This is a genomic window from Streptomyces sp. RLA131 (assembly GCF_056270125.1).
The window spans coordinates 7,639,539-7,653,857 of sequence record NZ_JBWDOQ010000002.1 but is presented as its reverse complement, the minus strand read 5'-3'; the positions used below and the strand labels follow the sequence as shown (position 1 = coordinate 7,653,857).

At 71.7% G+C, this 14,319-nt stretch carries 10 protein-coding genes; 1 reads left to right on the top strand and 9 read right to left on the bottom strand.

Going from position 1 to position 14,319, the window contains the following annotated elements:
* From RWE79_RS35625 to eccD, 8 genes are all read right to left on the bottom strand, one after another.
* Entirely contained in the window at positions 1-336 is a 336-nt protein-coding gene (locus tag RWE79_RS35625) for a hypothetical protein (RefSeq protein WP_475944330.1), read from the bottom strand.
* Positions 336-818, bottom strand: a complete 483-nt coding sequence (locus RWE79_RS35620) for a YbaB/EbfC family nucleoid-associated protein (protein ID WP_475944328.1) — start codon at positions 816-818, stop codon at positions 336-338. Before RWE79_RS35620 ends, RWE79_RS35625 begins: the two co-directional genes overlap by 1 nt.
* A 7-nt stretch (positions 819-825) precedes the next feature.
* Positions 826-4,128: an AAWKG family protein gene (locus RWE79_RS35615; RefSeq protein WP_475944326.1), complete on the bottom strand. Its 3,303-nt coding sequence runs from the start codon at positions 4,126-4,128 to the stop codon at positions 826-828.
* A gap of 80 nt (positions 4,129-4,208) precedes the next feature.
* On the bottom strand, positions 4,209-4,664 hold the full coding sequence (locus RWE79_RS35610) for a type VII secretion system-associated protein (protein WP_475944324.1): 456 nt from the start codon (positions 4,662-4,664) through the stop codon (positions 4,209-4,211).
* 110 nt (positions 4,665-4,774) lie between these two features.
* Positions 4,775-5,098 (bottom strand): WXG100 family type VII secretion target, encoded by a 324-nt coding sequence (locus tag RWE79_RS35605; protein WP_475944322.1) that lies wholly within the window; start codon positions 5,096-5,098, stop codon positions 4,775-4,777.
* A gap of 19 nt (positions 5,099-5,117) precedes the next feature.
* Positions 5,118-5,471, bottom strand: a complete 354-nt coding sequence (locus tag RWE79_RS35600) for a WXG100 family type VII secretion target (RefSeq protein ID WP_475944320.1) — start codon at positions 5,469-5,471, stop codon at positions 5,118-5,120.
* Positions 5,472-5,831: 360 nt separating this feature from the next.
* Positions 5,832-7,415: a type VII secretion protein EccB gene (eccB, locus tag RWE79_RS35595; protein ID WP_475944318.1), complete on the bottom strand. Its 1,584-nt coding sequence runs from the start codon at positions 7,413-7,415 to the stop codon at positions 5,832-5,834.
* Positions 7,416-7,432: 17 nt separating this feature from the next.
* Positions 7,433-8,833, bottom strand: coding sequence for a type VII secretion integral membrane protein EccD (gene eccD, locus RWE79_RS35590; protein ID WP_475944316.1), 1,401 nt, complete (start codon positions 8,831-8,833; stop codon positions 7,433-7,435).
* Between the two features lie 144 nt (positions 8,834-8,977).
* Between eccD and eccCa the strand changes: the two genes are divergently transcribed.
* Positions 8,978-12,961 (top strand): type VII secretion protein EccCa, encoded by a 3,984-nt coding sequence (gene eccCa / locus RWE79_RS35585; RefSeq protein WP_475946307.1) that lies wholly within the window; start codon positions 8,978-8,980, stop codon positions 12,959-12,961.
* Positions 12,962-13,079: 118 nt separating this feature from the next.
* Here the strand turns inward: eccCa and RWE79_RS35580 are convergent, their stop codons facing one another.
* Positions 13,080-14,213: a S8 family serine peptidase gene (locus RWE79_RS35580; protein ID WP_475944314.1), complete on the bottom strand. Its 1,134-nt coding sequence runs from the start codon at positions 14,211-14,213 to the stop codon at positions 13,080-13,082.
* Positions 14,214-14,319 lie beyond the last annotated feature (106 nt).

Genomic DNA, 14,319 nt, shown 5'->3' with positions numbered 1-14,319 from the left:
TTATGTGTGGACCCCGGAGTTGCCGCCCTGCTCGTCGATCGACTCGATGACCGAACCCTGCGTGTTCAAAATCGTGCCCAGGTTCGTCAGCGTGCCGTGGCTGATGGCCTCGAACCCGGTACTGACGCCGTTCATCGTCTCCTCGACGGCATCCCTGTTCTTGATGAACCTCGGCTTGAGCTGCTTTCCGTAACTGTCGTTACCCGTCCAGCTCGTGTCCGCCAGCTGAGCGCTGAACACCAGGCCGAGGTTCTTCGCGAACGCGGCGAGGTCGCGGATGGCGCGGGTGCCTGCGATCACGGCGTCCTTGTCGGCGTCGAATGACTGGCCTGTCATCAGTTCCGTCCGTCCTCGTCGTCCTCGTTGATCTCGTCACGCAGCCGGGCGTTGGCCGACTGCCATGGTGTTCCGGCACCCTCGCCGGGGGCAGCGGCTCCGGGGCCGAAGAGCCTGTCCCAGTCGACGGTCATGCCGGAGAGCTCCGGCACCGCCTCGCTCGGTTCGGTCAGCGGTTTGAACAGGCGCTTGACCTCGTGGGCGGCCCGGGTACGGCCTTCCTCCGCCGCGTCGAGCACGGCGGCGGCCAACTGCGGGGCGGGCATGGAGCGGTATTTACCGTCCAGGAACTTCAGGTCCGTCAGCTGGCCCTGCGGGCCCACCGTGACCTCGACCGACCCGTCCCGGGACGTCACCACCGTCGAGAAGCGGCTCATCCGCGCTTCGGCGCTCGCCACGGCGGCCTCCATCGACTCCAGCTCCGCCATCGCTTCGGCGAGGCGCTGCTCCATGGGGTCCCCGGGGCCCGTACGTTCGTTCATCGCCGCCTCATCCTCCGATCACCGCCGGGGCGGAGCCCTCCTCGGTACCCCACACGTCCTCGTCCTCCTGCACCCAGGCCAACCGCTCGCGGTCGCCGCTCTCGGTCGCCTGGCGGTTGTTGCCACCGCCGCCGGGTCCGCCGGCCGTCGCGAACGGCGCCGGAGCCTCCTCCTCGATCACTTCGTCGTCGTCGGTCCGGCGGGAGCGGGAGTCCGTCACGCCACGTCCCGGGAGGCTGATGTTGCCCCTGGTACCGGGGGTGTTGCGTACGCGCTCGCTCTTGGAGTCGTCGCCCTTGCCACCGCCCATGCCGCCGCCGCCCATCATGCCCGGGCTGCCCGAGGAACTCTGCGAGGCTCCGGAGGACGAGGCGGCGTTGCCCAGCAGGCTGGTCGCGGCCGACACGTCGGACGACGAGAAGGGGTTGGACGTGAGGTCGCCGGAACTGCCGGACAGGTCCTGGTAGTCGTAGCCGTCCGAGGAGCCGAGCGAGCCGGAGCCGCCCGCGGAGCCGCCACCGCCGTACGAGGCGCTGCCGCTCGGCACGCTGGTGGTGCCGCTGGGCACGGTGGTCGTGCCGCTGGGCACGCTGGTGGTGCGGCTCGGCACGGTCGTCGTCGGGAACGTGGTGTCCGGCACGGTGGTGGTGCCGCTCGGCACCGTGGTGGTCGGGAAGTCGGGCGTGGTGACGGTCCCCGTGGCGGGAGCCGTCACCGTGGCCCCGGTGTCCGGGCCGGTGACGGAGATCGTGCCGTCCGGGTTGGTGACCTGGGTCGTGCCGTCCGGGTTGGTCGTGGTGATCGTTCCGCTGCCGTCGGACGTGGTGATGGTGCCGTCCGGCCCGGTCACCGTGGTCGTGCCGTCCGGGGTCGTCGTCAGGGACGTGCCGTCCGGGTACTGGACCGTGGTCGTGCCGTTGCCGTCGGTGGTCGTCACCGTGCCGTCGGGACCCGTCACCGAGGCCGAGCCGTCCGGGCCCGTGACCGAGGTCGAGCCGTCCGGGTTGGTCGTGGTGATGGTGCCGTCCGGCGTGGTCACCGACGTCGTGCCGTCCGGGTAATGCGTGGTGATGTCGCCGTTCCCGTTGACCGTGGTGGTCGTGCCGTCGGTCTCGGTGACCGTGGTCGAGCCGTCCGGGTTGGTCGTCACGGACGAGCCGTCCGGGTACTGCGTGGTGACGTCGCCGCCCGTCGAACCGGGGTTGCTGGTGGTGATGGTGCCTTCGGGGGTCTGCGTGGAGATCGTGCCGTCGGGGTTCTGCGTCTGCACGGTGCCGTCGGGGTACGTGACGGTGGTGGTGCCGTCGGGGTCGACGCGGGTGACGGTCCCATCGGTGCCGGTGGTCACGGTGGTGCCGTCGGGGTAGTCGGCGGTGATGCTGCCGTCGTCGTTCGTGACCGTGCCGGCGCCGCCCGCGGTGGTGGTCCCGCTGGGCAGGAGCGTCGTGTCGTCGAGCGGGGCCGCCGTGATCGTCGTGGTGAGACCGGCGGTCACGTCCCCGCCGGGGTCGCTGGTGTCCCCCGTCGTAGTGGAGGCCTGGTTCTCCAGCTCCTGCTCCAACCCGTCGATCTGCTTCTGGGCCGCGTCGTTGTTCTCCTCGATCTGCGCCGAGGCTTCGTTCTGCGCTTCCTCAACCGCCGCGTTGGCCTCCTCCACGGCTTCCCCGGCCGCCGTGTTGGCGTCCTCGACGGCCTTCTTGGCCGCGGCGTTGGCCTCGTCGATGGCCTCCTTGGCCTCCTTGTTCTGCTCCTCGGCTGCGGCCTTGGCCTCCTCCTGCGCCTTCTTCAGCTCGGCGTTGGCCTCGTCGATGGCCTTCTGAGCGGCGGCGTTGGCTTCCTCCGCTTGCTTCTGGGCCTCGTCCTGCGCCTTCTGGATCGCCGCGTTGGCCTCGTCGATGGCCTTCTTGGCGGCGGCGTTGGCCTCGTCGATGGCCTTCTTGGAGTCCTCCTCCATCTGCTTGATGAGCTTGTTGACCTCGTCCGTGGTGTCGTCGCCGCCCGTGGTGGAACTCTCCGTCTCGTAGGACGCGGCGAGCGTGGTGGTGCTCTTGGTCGTCACCACGTCCTCAAGGTCGTGCTGGGCGGCGACCCAGGCCTTGTGGATGTTCGACAGCGACGTCTCGGCTGTGGGCAGGAGGTGGTCGTTCACCATCTGGTTCCACTGGTGCACCGCCGTCTTGCCGAGCGCCTGCCAGGTGCTGAGGACGCCGAGATCGCCGAACCCCGGGAAGTTCTGCTTGAAGTCCGCCGTGGTGTGGGGGCCCGAGTGCCCGGTCTTGATCGTGGGCCCCTGGTTGCCGTTGGGCAGCGTGGTCGTCGTGTACGTGTACGAGATCTTGGACGTGACCTCGGTGAGGTTGTGCTTCAGGGTCCAGAGGTAGACCTCCCTCAGCATGCTCTCCACGATGCCGTACGGGTTGGCCCCGGTCATGGAATGCTGGGCGGTGTCCTCCGCCATGGTGAGGGTCTGGTCGTAGGTCCCGTTGCTCCAGGACTGCCACGCGGTGCGCAACGCGAGGATCTCGGCGTACAGGGCGTTTCCGGCGCCCATGACCGCGTCGCCCTGCTTGGTCGTCGGAACGTATCCGTTGACCTTCCCGGTGTTCGCGGCCGTGAAGTCGCTGGGGTGCATCTGGTCCGCGTAACTCTGGTAGTTCTTGTGAAGGCCGTCGATCAGGTGCCAGAAGACGCCGGCCGCCTTGCCCTTCCAGGAGGCGTTCTCCTTGCCGAGGGATTCCTTCCACTGGTTCAGGGTCTCGGCGTGGCCGACGAAGAACGTGCCGACGCGGTCGAATGCCTTCGCCGCGTTGGTGAAGGTGTTGAGGTCGACGGCTCCCGCGTCCGGCACGTCCATGCCGCTCACCGCGAGTTTGTAGGTCGAATAGGGGGTGTAGGCCAGGGCGTTGAGCGCCGCCCCCGATCCGACGATGTACTGCCCGAGTGCGCCGCCGTCCAGCGACGCCTTGTCGCCCTCGGTCAGGTAGGTGTTCGGGTAGCTGAACGGCGCGGTACCGGGGTTGATGTAGTCGATGAGCACCCGTTTCAGGGTGGGGTCGTCATGCGATCCGTCCGAGCCCGCGTTGTAGAACGGGATGACCCAGTCGTGGCCGTCCACGTTGGTCCCGATCGTGCCCCAGTTCCACGAGAACGGCTTGTCCTCGATCACGACCGAGATCATGGGGATCCTGCCGTGTGCCTCGTCGCTCGTCACGGCGTCGAAGACGGTGGTCCGCGAGGGCATCGGGTAACCCGTGAGAAGGGTGACGGCGATCGCCCACTTGTCATCGGTGGGGACGTCGAGGCTGCTCAAGACGGGGCTCCGGGATGGGACGGCGACGGGAGGACGGAACGGCCGGGTGCCGGGTCACTGCCCGGCGAGGCGTCAGGGGCCTACGTGGTGGTCGAGCCACCGCCGCTGGACAGGTCGCCGTCCACGTCGGTGAAGTCCGCGAGGAAGGGCTCGCCCTCGACGCTCGTCAGGTTGGACCCCTGAGCGCTCAGCAGGTCCTTGATGGTGGTCCGCAGGTTGTCGGCGATGTCGCCGAAGAGCGTGTGCTGCTTGTCGAGAATGGTGATGAGGGCGGCGACGTTGTCCGAGAACGCCTTGCCGAAGTTCACGCCGTCGACGTGCGAATCCGCGTCCTTGGCCATGTTGCCGATCGCGAGCGGCCAGACCATGCCCTCCTTCTGGTCCACGCTCACACCGTCCCTGATGGTTTTCAGGGCCGGGTAGCCGCCATTGGTGTCGTCCCCGTCCATCAGCTTGAGGTCGTTGACGAACGTGTCGACGGGGCCGTTGACGAACGCGGTGAGTCCGGCCGAATCAAGGTGGGTGAGATCCGCCACGGGTTCTTCCTCTCAGAGGTGGACGGCGGTGCGGTGCGTGCGCTGCGGGGCCGGCCGCCGCCGGGGGGCGTCATGCGTCCCCGGTGCGGCGGCTGTGGCCCCGGTCCGGGTCACCGGCCGATGGACACCTCGGACCAGAGCTGGCTCAGGCTGTTCTCGGTGTACTTGTACTGGTCCGAGACGTCGGTGAGCAGACCGGCGTGGGAGTTGAGCAGCTGCTGCATGGTGGTGAGCGCGCCGTCCCAGGCCGCCTGCTTCTGCCGGTAGACCTCGGCGTCACTGCCGTACCAGGTCTGTTTGAGCTCGTTGAGCTCCTGCTCCAGGTTGGACAGCGTGCCCTCGATCGCCCTGGTCTGGCCGACCATGTCGTCGGCGGCGTTGTAGGCGGCGTTGTACTCGACGTGGATGAAACCGTCGCTCAGGCTGTCACTCATTGGTTGTCCCCGATCCTGTTCAGGAGATCGACGGCGCGAGCGCGTCGAAGGCGGCCTGGCTGCTGCTGAAGGCGCTGTCGATGGCGTCGTGGGCGGAGCCCTGCATCTTGCCGTGCTCGGCGAGGCTCTGGTTGAGCTTGTCGATCATGTCGTTGAGGTTGTTCAGGATGACCACCACCTGGTCGTCCCACTGGTCCAGCAGCTGGCCGTACTTGCCGCCGTCGCTGCCCATGTAGTTGGAGGCCAGGTTGTTCTTGGTGCTCTCGACGTCGCGCAGCGAGTTCTGGATGCTGGAGTACGCCTGCTCCAGGGCCATGATGCCGTTGCGGGTCGAGGTCTCGGATGACTGCTGGCCGCTGGTCACGTCGGACATGCGGGCCCCTTCTCTCGGTCGGGTCGCGTTCGGTGTCGGTGCCGCCGGATCTCTTCGTCGTCTCCTGTCGCCCGGCGTCAGGAGACCGGACGCACGGAAGGGAAGTAGTACTGCGGCGGCGTTATGGTCGGCGCAAGAGCCGAGGGCCTCGCCGGCCGAGCCCTGTTTCTCACTCGTGCGGCTCGGGGCACACGGACCACGATCTGGACGGGGGATCGACGACTCGGTCGTTGCGGACCGTGGGTCACCTCAGCCACTCGTTCTCCCCGCTTTCTGGAGGCCAATTCGATCGTAGGGCCGGGGAGTTGACGTTCGCAACAGCTCTCAAGTGACGCCTCGGTGGCCCCGTTAACCCCGTGTTCACCCTGCGCTGCCGCCCGAAGGAACAGACGTCGCACCGGGGGGCGAATCGGCGGGACCACCGGACTGGCCGACGGAGGGCTTCGCCGCCGCGGACCCGCATCCCTGGGTGCCGGGGCCGCCGCCGGCGCCGCCCCCGCCGGACGCCGCGGAGGTGTCCAGGTCGGGGCCGGCCGGCAGCATCGACAGCAGCAGCGAGGGCACTTGGCGGACCTCGGCCGTGGTGTAGCCGAGCGCGGTCAGGTCGTCGGCCGATGGGACCAGGTACTTCTGCCCGGTGTCGGTGACCAGGTACGTACTCCCGTCCGTGGCGCCGCCGCCCGCGTTCAGCGCCTGGACCAGGGCCCCGCCGCCCGGCTCGACGGCGACACGGTCCACCGGCAGGCAGGCGGCCCGGGCGGCGGTCGTACGGTCGGCGGTCACGGGGGCCGCCTCGGTGAGCGAAGAGGCCGGCACGAGGGCGACGCTCACGCGCACGGCGGAGGCCGAGCCCGAGCCGGCCGACGAGCCCGGCTGTACGCCGACACAGACCGCCGAGCCGTCCGCGACCCCGGCGGCGGTGGGCGGGGCGGCGGGCAGGTCGCCGGAGGCGGCGGAGGCTCCGGACGTGGCCGCGGCGGCCAGGTGTCCCTTGAGCACGCCGGCCTGAAGCTCCCGGGCGACCGCCGAGCCTCCCGCGTACGCCTTCTTCGCGGCGTCCGGGGCGCCGAGCTGCAGCGCTGCCTCGGTGGCGGTCAGCGGCACCAGGCCCTCGCGTCGCAGCAGGTAGTACTGGGCCGCCGAGCCCGGCACCTGGGTCTGGAAGACCTGGCCGACCTTCGTGGTGAGCCCGCCCAGGGACGGTCCGGCGTCGCCCCGGCCGGGCACGTCCGCGGGGGCGAGGTCGGGCCCGGCGGGTAGCGCGTCGAGGAAGGCGGCAGAGACCTGACGTGGCGTCACCGTGCCGTAGCCCAGGCTCTCCAGCGCGCCGCTTGCGGAGTCGATCCGCAGCCGGCTGCCCTCCCAGACCAGGTAGCGGGTGCGGTCCGGGCCGGACACCAGCAGGGCGCCGCCGTCCGGCAGGCCCTGCCGAACGGCGGACGAGCCCACCGCCAGGACGGTGGAGGACGAGGAGGCGTCCGTCGAGCAGACCAGCCAGGGCCGGTCCGCCCCGAGGTCGCCGGTGGCCGGCAGCGTGTCGGGCGCTCCGCTGATGCCCACGGCGCCGCCGCGCGGGGCGTGACGCAGCGAGGCGTTGCCGACGGTCGTGGTGGACAGGTTGGCCGAGCCGACCAGCAGCAGCGCCGAGGCGTAGTTCAGCACCGGGTGCAGCTCGCCGTCCGCGTAGAGGTAGCGGGAGCCGGTGTCCTTGTCGATGATCAGCGCCCCGGAGACCTGCCAGGCGCCCTTCGTACCGGGCGAGATGAGGCCGAAGACGAAGGCGCCGGCGGCCACCAGCACCGCGACGACGACGCCGATGACCAGGCCCCGGTTGGTCCGGCCGACCGGGCTCTCCGGGGCGTCCAGGTCGGTGCGCAGCAATCCCGAGGTCAGCCGGCCCATGATGAACATGTGTGCCTGGACCTGGTCGCGACGGTTCTGCATGGGTTGGTTCCGCCCTTTCAGAGGTCGAGCGACCGCAGCATGCCGTACACGCCGAGCACCCACAGGGCCAGCGGCAGCAGGCTGACCGCCGCGGCGGAGTGCAGCAGTTCGCCGGCCCGGCCCCAGTACGGCACGAGCCGCCGGCCCGGCACCGTCCAGGAGGCGATGGCGAGGGCCGCGGCGGTGGCGAACAGGGCGGCGAGCAGGCTCAGCCGCTGCTGCGGCGCGATGGTCAGGGCCGTGCCGATGATCAGCCCGAGCGCGCCCAACGCGCCCGGGGCGATGAGCGCGAGCCGTTGCCACAGGCTGCCCATGCCCCGGCCGTGCAGCACGAGGAGCAGGGAGAGCGCCCCGGCCATGCAGCCGCCGGGCAGGGCGATCGGATGCACCAGGGCGGCGGAGCAGGCGAGGCAGATCAGTCCGGCCGCCGCGAGGAGTGCGGTCATCCAGATGTCGGCGATGTCGGTGCGGGCGGCCACTTCGGCGCTGGGGTGCGGGTCTATGCCCTGCTGGAGTTGCTGGGCGTTGGTGGGCAGCGGTGGCGTCCGCAGGCCCGACAGCCGGAACGACATCGCCGGGACGAGCGCGCCGAAGACCACGGTGACCAGGGCGACGATGCTCGCCGCGTCCCTGGGCGTCAGGTCGAAGACGATCACGATGGCACCGCCCAGCGCGCCCGCCGCCGCGACCGCCGCCGTGCTCAGGAACAGCGGGGTGAAGGCCGCCACCGCCGCCAGCGCCAGCACCGCGCCGCTCGCCGCCGCCGCGGACGCGGCGAGCAGCCGGGCGCCCAGCACCTGGTGTGCGTCGGCGCCGTGCAGCTCGCCGCCCGGCAGTAGCCAGCCGGCGTACGTCCAGTAGCAGGTGGCCATGAAGCCGAGCGCCGCGCCCGCGCCCGCGTCGCCCACCGCGCGGCTGGCCGAGGCCGCGCCGGCCAGGATCAGCAGGCCGCCGGCGAAGGCCACCCCGGTCCGTATCCAGAAGTCCTGTCCGGGCAGGGCCAGCACGATCAGCCCGGCGGCCAGCGCGGTCACCGCGAGCCCGATCAGCACCCGGCGGCCGAGTTCCGGGGTCCAGGCGAAGGGACGGCGGCTCATCGCGGTGGCGATGCCGTCCACCAGGTCGTCGAAGTGCGGTTCGGGCAGGGCGTCGGCGCGGGCGCGGAGGTAGAGCGTCTCGCCGTCGCGCAGCCCGGCGGCGTCGATGGTGGTCTCCTCGTCGAGCGGCCGGCCGCCGAGCCGTTGGAGTACCCAGCCGCCGTGCTCCAAGCCGGACTCGGCCAGGCCCTCGCCGCAGTACTCGATCAGGGTGGGCAGCAGGTCGGCGACGGGGATGTCGCCGGGGACCGCCAGGTCCATCGACTTCGAGGGGGCGCGTACCGTGATGCGGCACAGCCCCGTCGTCGAGCTGTCGGTCAAGTTCGCTCGTCTCTCCGGGAACACGTTCCGGCGGGGGTGAGAGTCAGGTGCGTCTGACGAACAGCCGTACCCTACAAGGCCGTAGGCCCCCCACGGATCGCAGGCCCTCGGGTCCCTCGTCTCCAAGGAGTCCGTACGTTGAGTGTGGTCCTCTTCCGCCGTCCGGCCCGTCGCCGCGCCCCTGACATGCCCCAGGGCGAGTTGAGCCTGCAGGAGCCGCCCACTCTGCCGGAGGTCGTGCCCGACAACTCGGCCATCTGGAACTACCTGCCGATGGGCATGATGTCGGCGTCGATGATGCTGCTCTTCGTCCGGATGGGCAACAGCAGTTCGGCGCTGGGCTACACCGCGCTCGCCATGATGCTGACGGCGTCGGGCGCCATGATGGTGGGCCAGGTGATGCGCAAGTCCGGCGAACGCAAGGGCCGGCTCAAGGGCGAGCGCCGCGACTATCTGCGCTATCTGCGGCAGACCCGGACGCAGGTGCGGGGCGCGTTCGTCCAGCAGCAGGTCGCGCTGGCGTGGCGGCATCCCGAGCCCGGCGCACTGTCGTCGATGGTGGGCTCCACCCGGCTGTGGGAACGCCGCCCCTCGCACGACGACTTCGCGGAGGTCCGGGTCGCGGTGGGCGGGCAGCGGCTCGGTCTGCGGCTCGCGCCGCTGTCGACCAAGCCGGTGGAGGACCTGGAGCCGCTGTGCGCGCACGCGCTGCGCAGCTTCATCCGCGCCTACACCACTGTGCCGGACCAGCCGATCGCCCTGTCGCTGCGGGCCTGGTCGCGGGTACTGTTCCGGGGCGACGAGGAGCGGATCCGGGCGACGGTACGGGCCATGATCGCGCAGCTCGCGGTGTTCCACTCCCCCGACGACCTGTGGATCGCGTTCTGCGTGTCCGACGAGCGGCGCGCCGACTGGGAGTGGGCGAAATGGCTGCCGCACACCCTGCACTCCCAGGAGTACGACGGCGCGGGCCCGGCCCGGCTCGTCGTCTCCTCGACGAACGCCCTTGAGGACCTGCTCGGCGCCGAGTTCGCCGAGCGGCCCCCGTTCGACCCGGACGCCACGCCGGGCCGGGAGGAACCCTTCACCGTGATCGTGGTGGACCGCGGCGACGTGCCCGAGGGGCACCGGTTCGACGGGTCGGGGTTCCGCAACGCCACCGTGCTCGACCTGTCCGGCGAGCTGACCTGGCGGCCGGGGCGGACCACCCTGCGGCTGGACCTCGACGAGGGCACCGGCCCGGTCAGCCTGGTCCGTACCGACCGCAACCGCCAGGAGCAGGCCACGCCGCTGGGCCGGCCCGACCGGCTCGGCCCGGCGGGCGCGCTGGCGCTGGCCAAGCTGCTGGCCCCGTTCCGGATGGGGCTCGGCGGGGACGCGGCCGAGCTGCCGTTCGCCGACATCGAGCTGACCTCGCTGCTGGGTATCCCCGACCTGCACCGGCTCGACCCGAAGGAGCTGTGGGAGCGGCGCGGCGCCGCCGACCGGCTGCGGGTGCCGATCGCGGTGGGCGCCGACGGGCAGCCCGTCGTGCTGGACATCAAGGAGTCCGCGCAGGGCGGCATGGGCCCGCACGGCATGCTGATCGGCGCCACCGGCTCCGGCAAGAGCGAGACGCTGCGCACACTGGTGCTGGCGCTGGCGCTCACCCATTCGTCCGAGACGCTCAACTTCGTCCTGGTCGACTTCAAGGGCGGGGCGACCTTCCTCGGCCTTGACAGCCTGCCCCACACCTCCGCGGTGATCACCAACCTCGCCGACGAGGTCGCCCTGGTCTCCCGGATGCAGGACGCGCTGCACGGCGAGCTGATGCGCCGCCAGGAGCTGCTGCGCTCCGCCGGCAACTACACCTCGGCGCTGGAGTACGAGCGGGCCCGCGCCGCCGGGACGCCGCTGAGCCCGTTGCCGAGCCTGTTCGTCGTCGTCGACGAGTTCAGCGAACTGCTTGCCGCGCACCGGGAGTTCATGGAGCTGTTCGTGATGATCGGCCGCCTCGGCCGCTCGCTGGGCGTGCATCTGCTGCTCGCCTCGCAGCGCCTGGACGAGGGCCGGATGCACCAGCTGGAGAGCCATCTGTCGTACCGGATCGGTCTGCGCACCTTCTCCGCGATGGAGAGCCGGGGCGTGCTCGGCGTGCCGGACGCCTACCAGCTGCCGCCTCAGCCGGGCAGCGGCTTCCTCAAGGACGGCGTCGGCGAACTGACCCGGTTCCGGGCCGCCTACGTGTCGGGCCCGTACGCCCAGCGGCGCGGAGCGGTCGCCCAGGCGCGGGCGGCCAGCCAGATCGTGCCCTGGACGGCGGACTGGGTGGTCCCGCGCCGGCTGCCGGACGAGTTCGAGCAGCCGCAGGTGCCGGACGAGCCGGACGGCCCCGGCTCGCCGACGCTGCTTTCCACCGCTCTGGAGCGGCTGGCGGACTCCGGCCCGCCGGCTCACCAGGTGTGGCTGCCGCCGCTCGACACCCCGCCCACCCTCGACCAGATCCTGCCCCCGTTGGACCACCACCCCGAGCACGGTCTGACCACCACCGGCTGGCCCGGCCGGGGCAGGCTCGCGGTGCCGATCGGCATCGTGGACCGGCCGTTCGAGCAGGTACGCGACCTGCTGTCGGTGGACCTGTCCGGCTCCGGCGGCCACGTCACCATCGCGGGCGGCCCGCAGAGCGGCAAGAGCACCCTGGTCCGTACCCTGATCTGTGCGCTCGCCCTCACCCACACCCCGCGCGAAGTGCAGTTCTACTGCCTCGACTTCGGCGGCGGCAGCCTCGGCTCCCTCGCCGGGCTGCCGCACGTCGGCTCGGTCGCGGCCCGGGTGGACGAGGAGCGGATCGGCCGGACGATCGCCGAGGTCACCGCGATTCTGGACGAGCGCGAGCGGCTCTTCCTGATGAACGGCCTGGACTCCATGGTGGAGTACCGGCGCCGCCGCGCCGCCGGGGACTTCCCGGACCAGCCGCTCGGCGACGTCTTCATGGTCGTCGACGGCTGGTCCACCGTCCGCGCGGACCACCAGGACCTGATACCCGTCCTCACCAGGATCGCGTCGCGGGGCCTCAACTACGGCATCCACCTCATCGTCACCACCGCCCGCTGGGTGGAGCTGGCCGCCGCCGTACGCGACCAGTCCGGCACCCGGATCGAGCTGCGGATGGGCGACGCCATGGAGTCCATGGTCGACATCCGCAAGGCGGGCACCGTGCCCCGCCTCCCCGGCCGCGGGCTCACCACCGACGGCAAACTGCACTACATCGCCGCCCTGCCCCGCATCGACAGCGTCAACAGCGCGGCGGACCTCGCCGACGGCGCGGCGAGCCTGATCTCCGACATCAAGGAGTACTGGGCGGGCGACGCGGCCCCCGTGGTGCGGCTGCTGCCCGCGATGCTGTCGGCCTCCGACCTGCCCGCCCCGGAGGCCTCGCCGAGCGCGGCGGCCGGCCTGCGCGTCGCGCTCGGCGTCGAGGAGGAGAAACTCACCCCCGCCTGGCACGACTTCACCGAGAACCCGCACCTGCTCATCGTCGGCGACACCGAGAGCGGCAAGACCAACCTGCTACGGCTGGTGGCCAGGGCCATCACCGAGCGGTACACCCCCGCCGAGGCCCGCATCCTGCTCGTCGACTACCGCCGCGATCTGGTCGACGCGGTCCCGCCGGAGTACCGCCTCGGCCACGCCGTCTCCATCGACGCCCTCAAGGAACTGGTCTCCGGCGCCGCCCGCGCCATCAAGCTCCGCGTACCGGGGGCGGACATCTCCCCGGCCCGCATGCGCCAGTGCGACTGGTGGGAGGGTCCGAGGCTGTTCGTCCTCGTCGACGACTACGACATGGTCGGCGCCGGCCCCGGCAACAACCCCTTCCTGCCGCTGCTGGACCACCTTCCGCTCGGTTACGAGGTCGGCCTCCACATGGTCGTGGCCCGCTCCGCCTCCGGCGCGGGACGCGGGCTCAACGAGGCGCTGCTGCGCCGGATGACCGAGGTCAACTCGCCCGGCCTGCTGCTGTCCTGCCCGCCCACGGAGGGTTACTTCTTCGGCAACGTCAAGCCGCGCGTCCTGCCGAAGGGGCGGGCCATGCGGATTGCTCGCCGCAAGGTGGTGCTCGTGCAGACGGCGCAGGTCGCCGAGGAGTGATTCCCCCCCCCGGCCCCCGAACGCCCCCGGGCCCCCGAACGCCCTGCGGGCGTGCCCTCAGGCGGACCGGGGTCCAGGGGCGGAGCCCCTGATTCCGGGAAGGGCCGGAGTGGGGGAATTACCCCGACGGACGCCAGCCACGGGCGCGGCCGAGGGGGATGACGACGGCCGCGCCGGCGACGAGGAGGACGAGGAGCGTGGCGCCGCCCGCGACGAGCAGGGCGCGGCGGCGGGGCGTGGAGGACGGCAGGGCGATGTGGACCGGGACGGCGGCGGGGCGGGCGGCAGGGGCGGCCGAGGCGGGGACGAGGGACACCGCGCCGTAGGGGTCGAGGCGGGGCGCGGGTTCGGCGGGGGCGGCGGAGGCCGTGAGGCGAACGGCGACCTGGGCTGCGGTCAGGCCTGGGTGGTAGGCCCGGACCAGCGCGGCCGCGCCCGCGGTGAACGCGGCGGCCAGCGAGGAACCGGCACTGATGTAGTGCCCCGACCCGCGCGCGCCGATGCTGACCACCGCCCCGCCGGGCGCGGCCAGTTGCGCCCCGGTGACGCCGGCCGCGGTGCCCAGGCGGGTGCCGTCCGGCGAGACGCCGACGACGGACAGCGCGCCGGGCGCGGCGGCGGGCCAGTACCGCGCGGGGGCCGGGCTCGCCGTGCTTGCCGAGGACGAGGCGCTGACGTCCGGCGCGGCCGGGGCGACGACCAGCGCGTCGTGCTGCGTCGCGTACCGTACGGCGGCGGTCAGTCGGGCCTCCCCCGTGGTCAGCGCGGCGGAGACCTCGATCACGTCCGCGTCGTGGTCCACCGCCGTCCGGATACCGTCCGCCACGAGGGCCGCGGTCGCGGTGCCCCGTTCGTCCGTGCCACGGACTGCGAGGATCCGCGCCTGCGGGGCGACGCCCTCGAAGGCGCTCGCCTTACTGGGCGCGGCCGCGACGAGCCCGGCGACGAAGCTGCCGTGCCCCACGCAGTCCTGGTCCGCGCCGCCCACCGCCGTGACGCGGCCGGACAGCGCCGGGGTACCGGTGGCGACACCGGTGTCGACCACCGCGACGGTCACCCCGGCGCCCTGGGACAATCGCCGGGCACGGGACAGTGAAAGGCTCTGCTGCGCCCACGACTCGGCCGCCGCCGTCTGCGTCGAGGCCACCGTGCAGGGGTCCTTGGAGCCGAGGACCGGCGGCATCGTCGGCAGGCTCACACCGGCGGCGGCCACCGGCGCCGACAGGGCGATCAGCGCGGTCGAGATGCCCAACGCGACAGCCGGACGGGGGGATTGACGCCGAGGAAGTCGCATGTGGCGCATGATAGGACCCCGGCATACGCGACTGGTGATTCGCAGGTATCAGGCATGATGAACA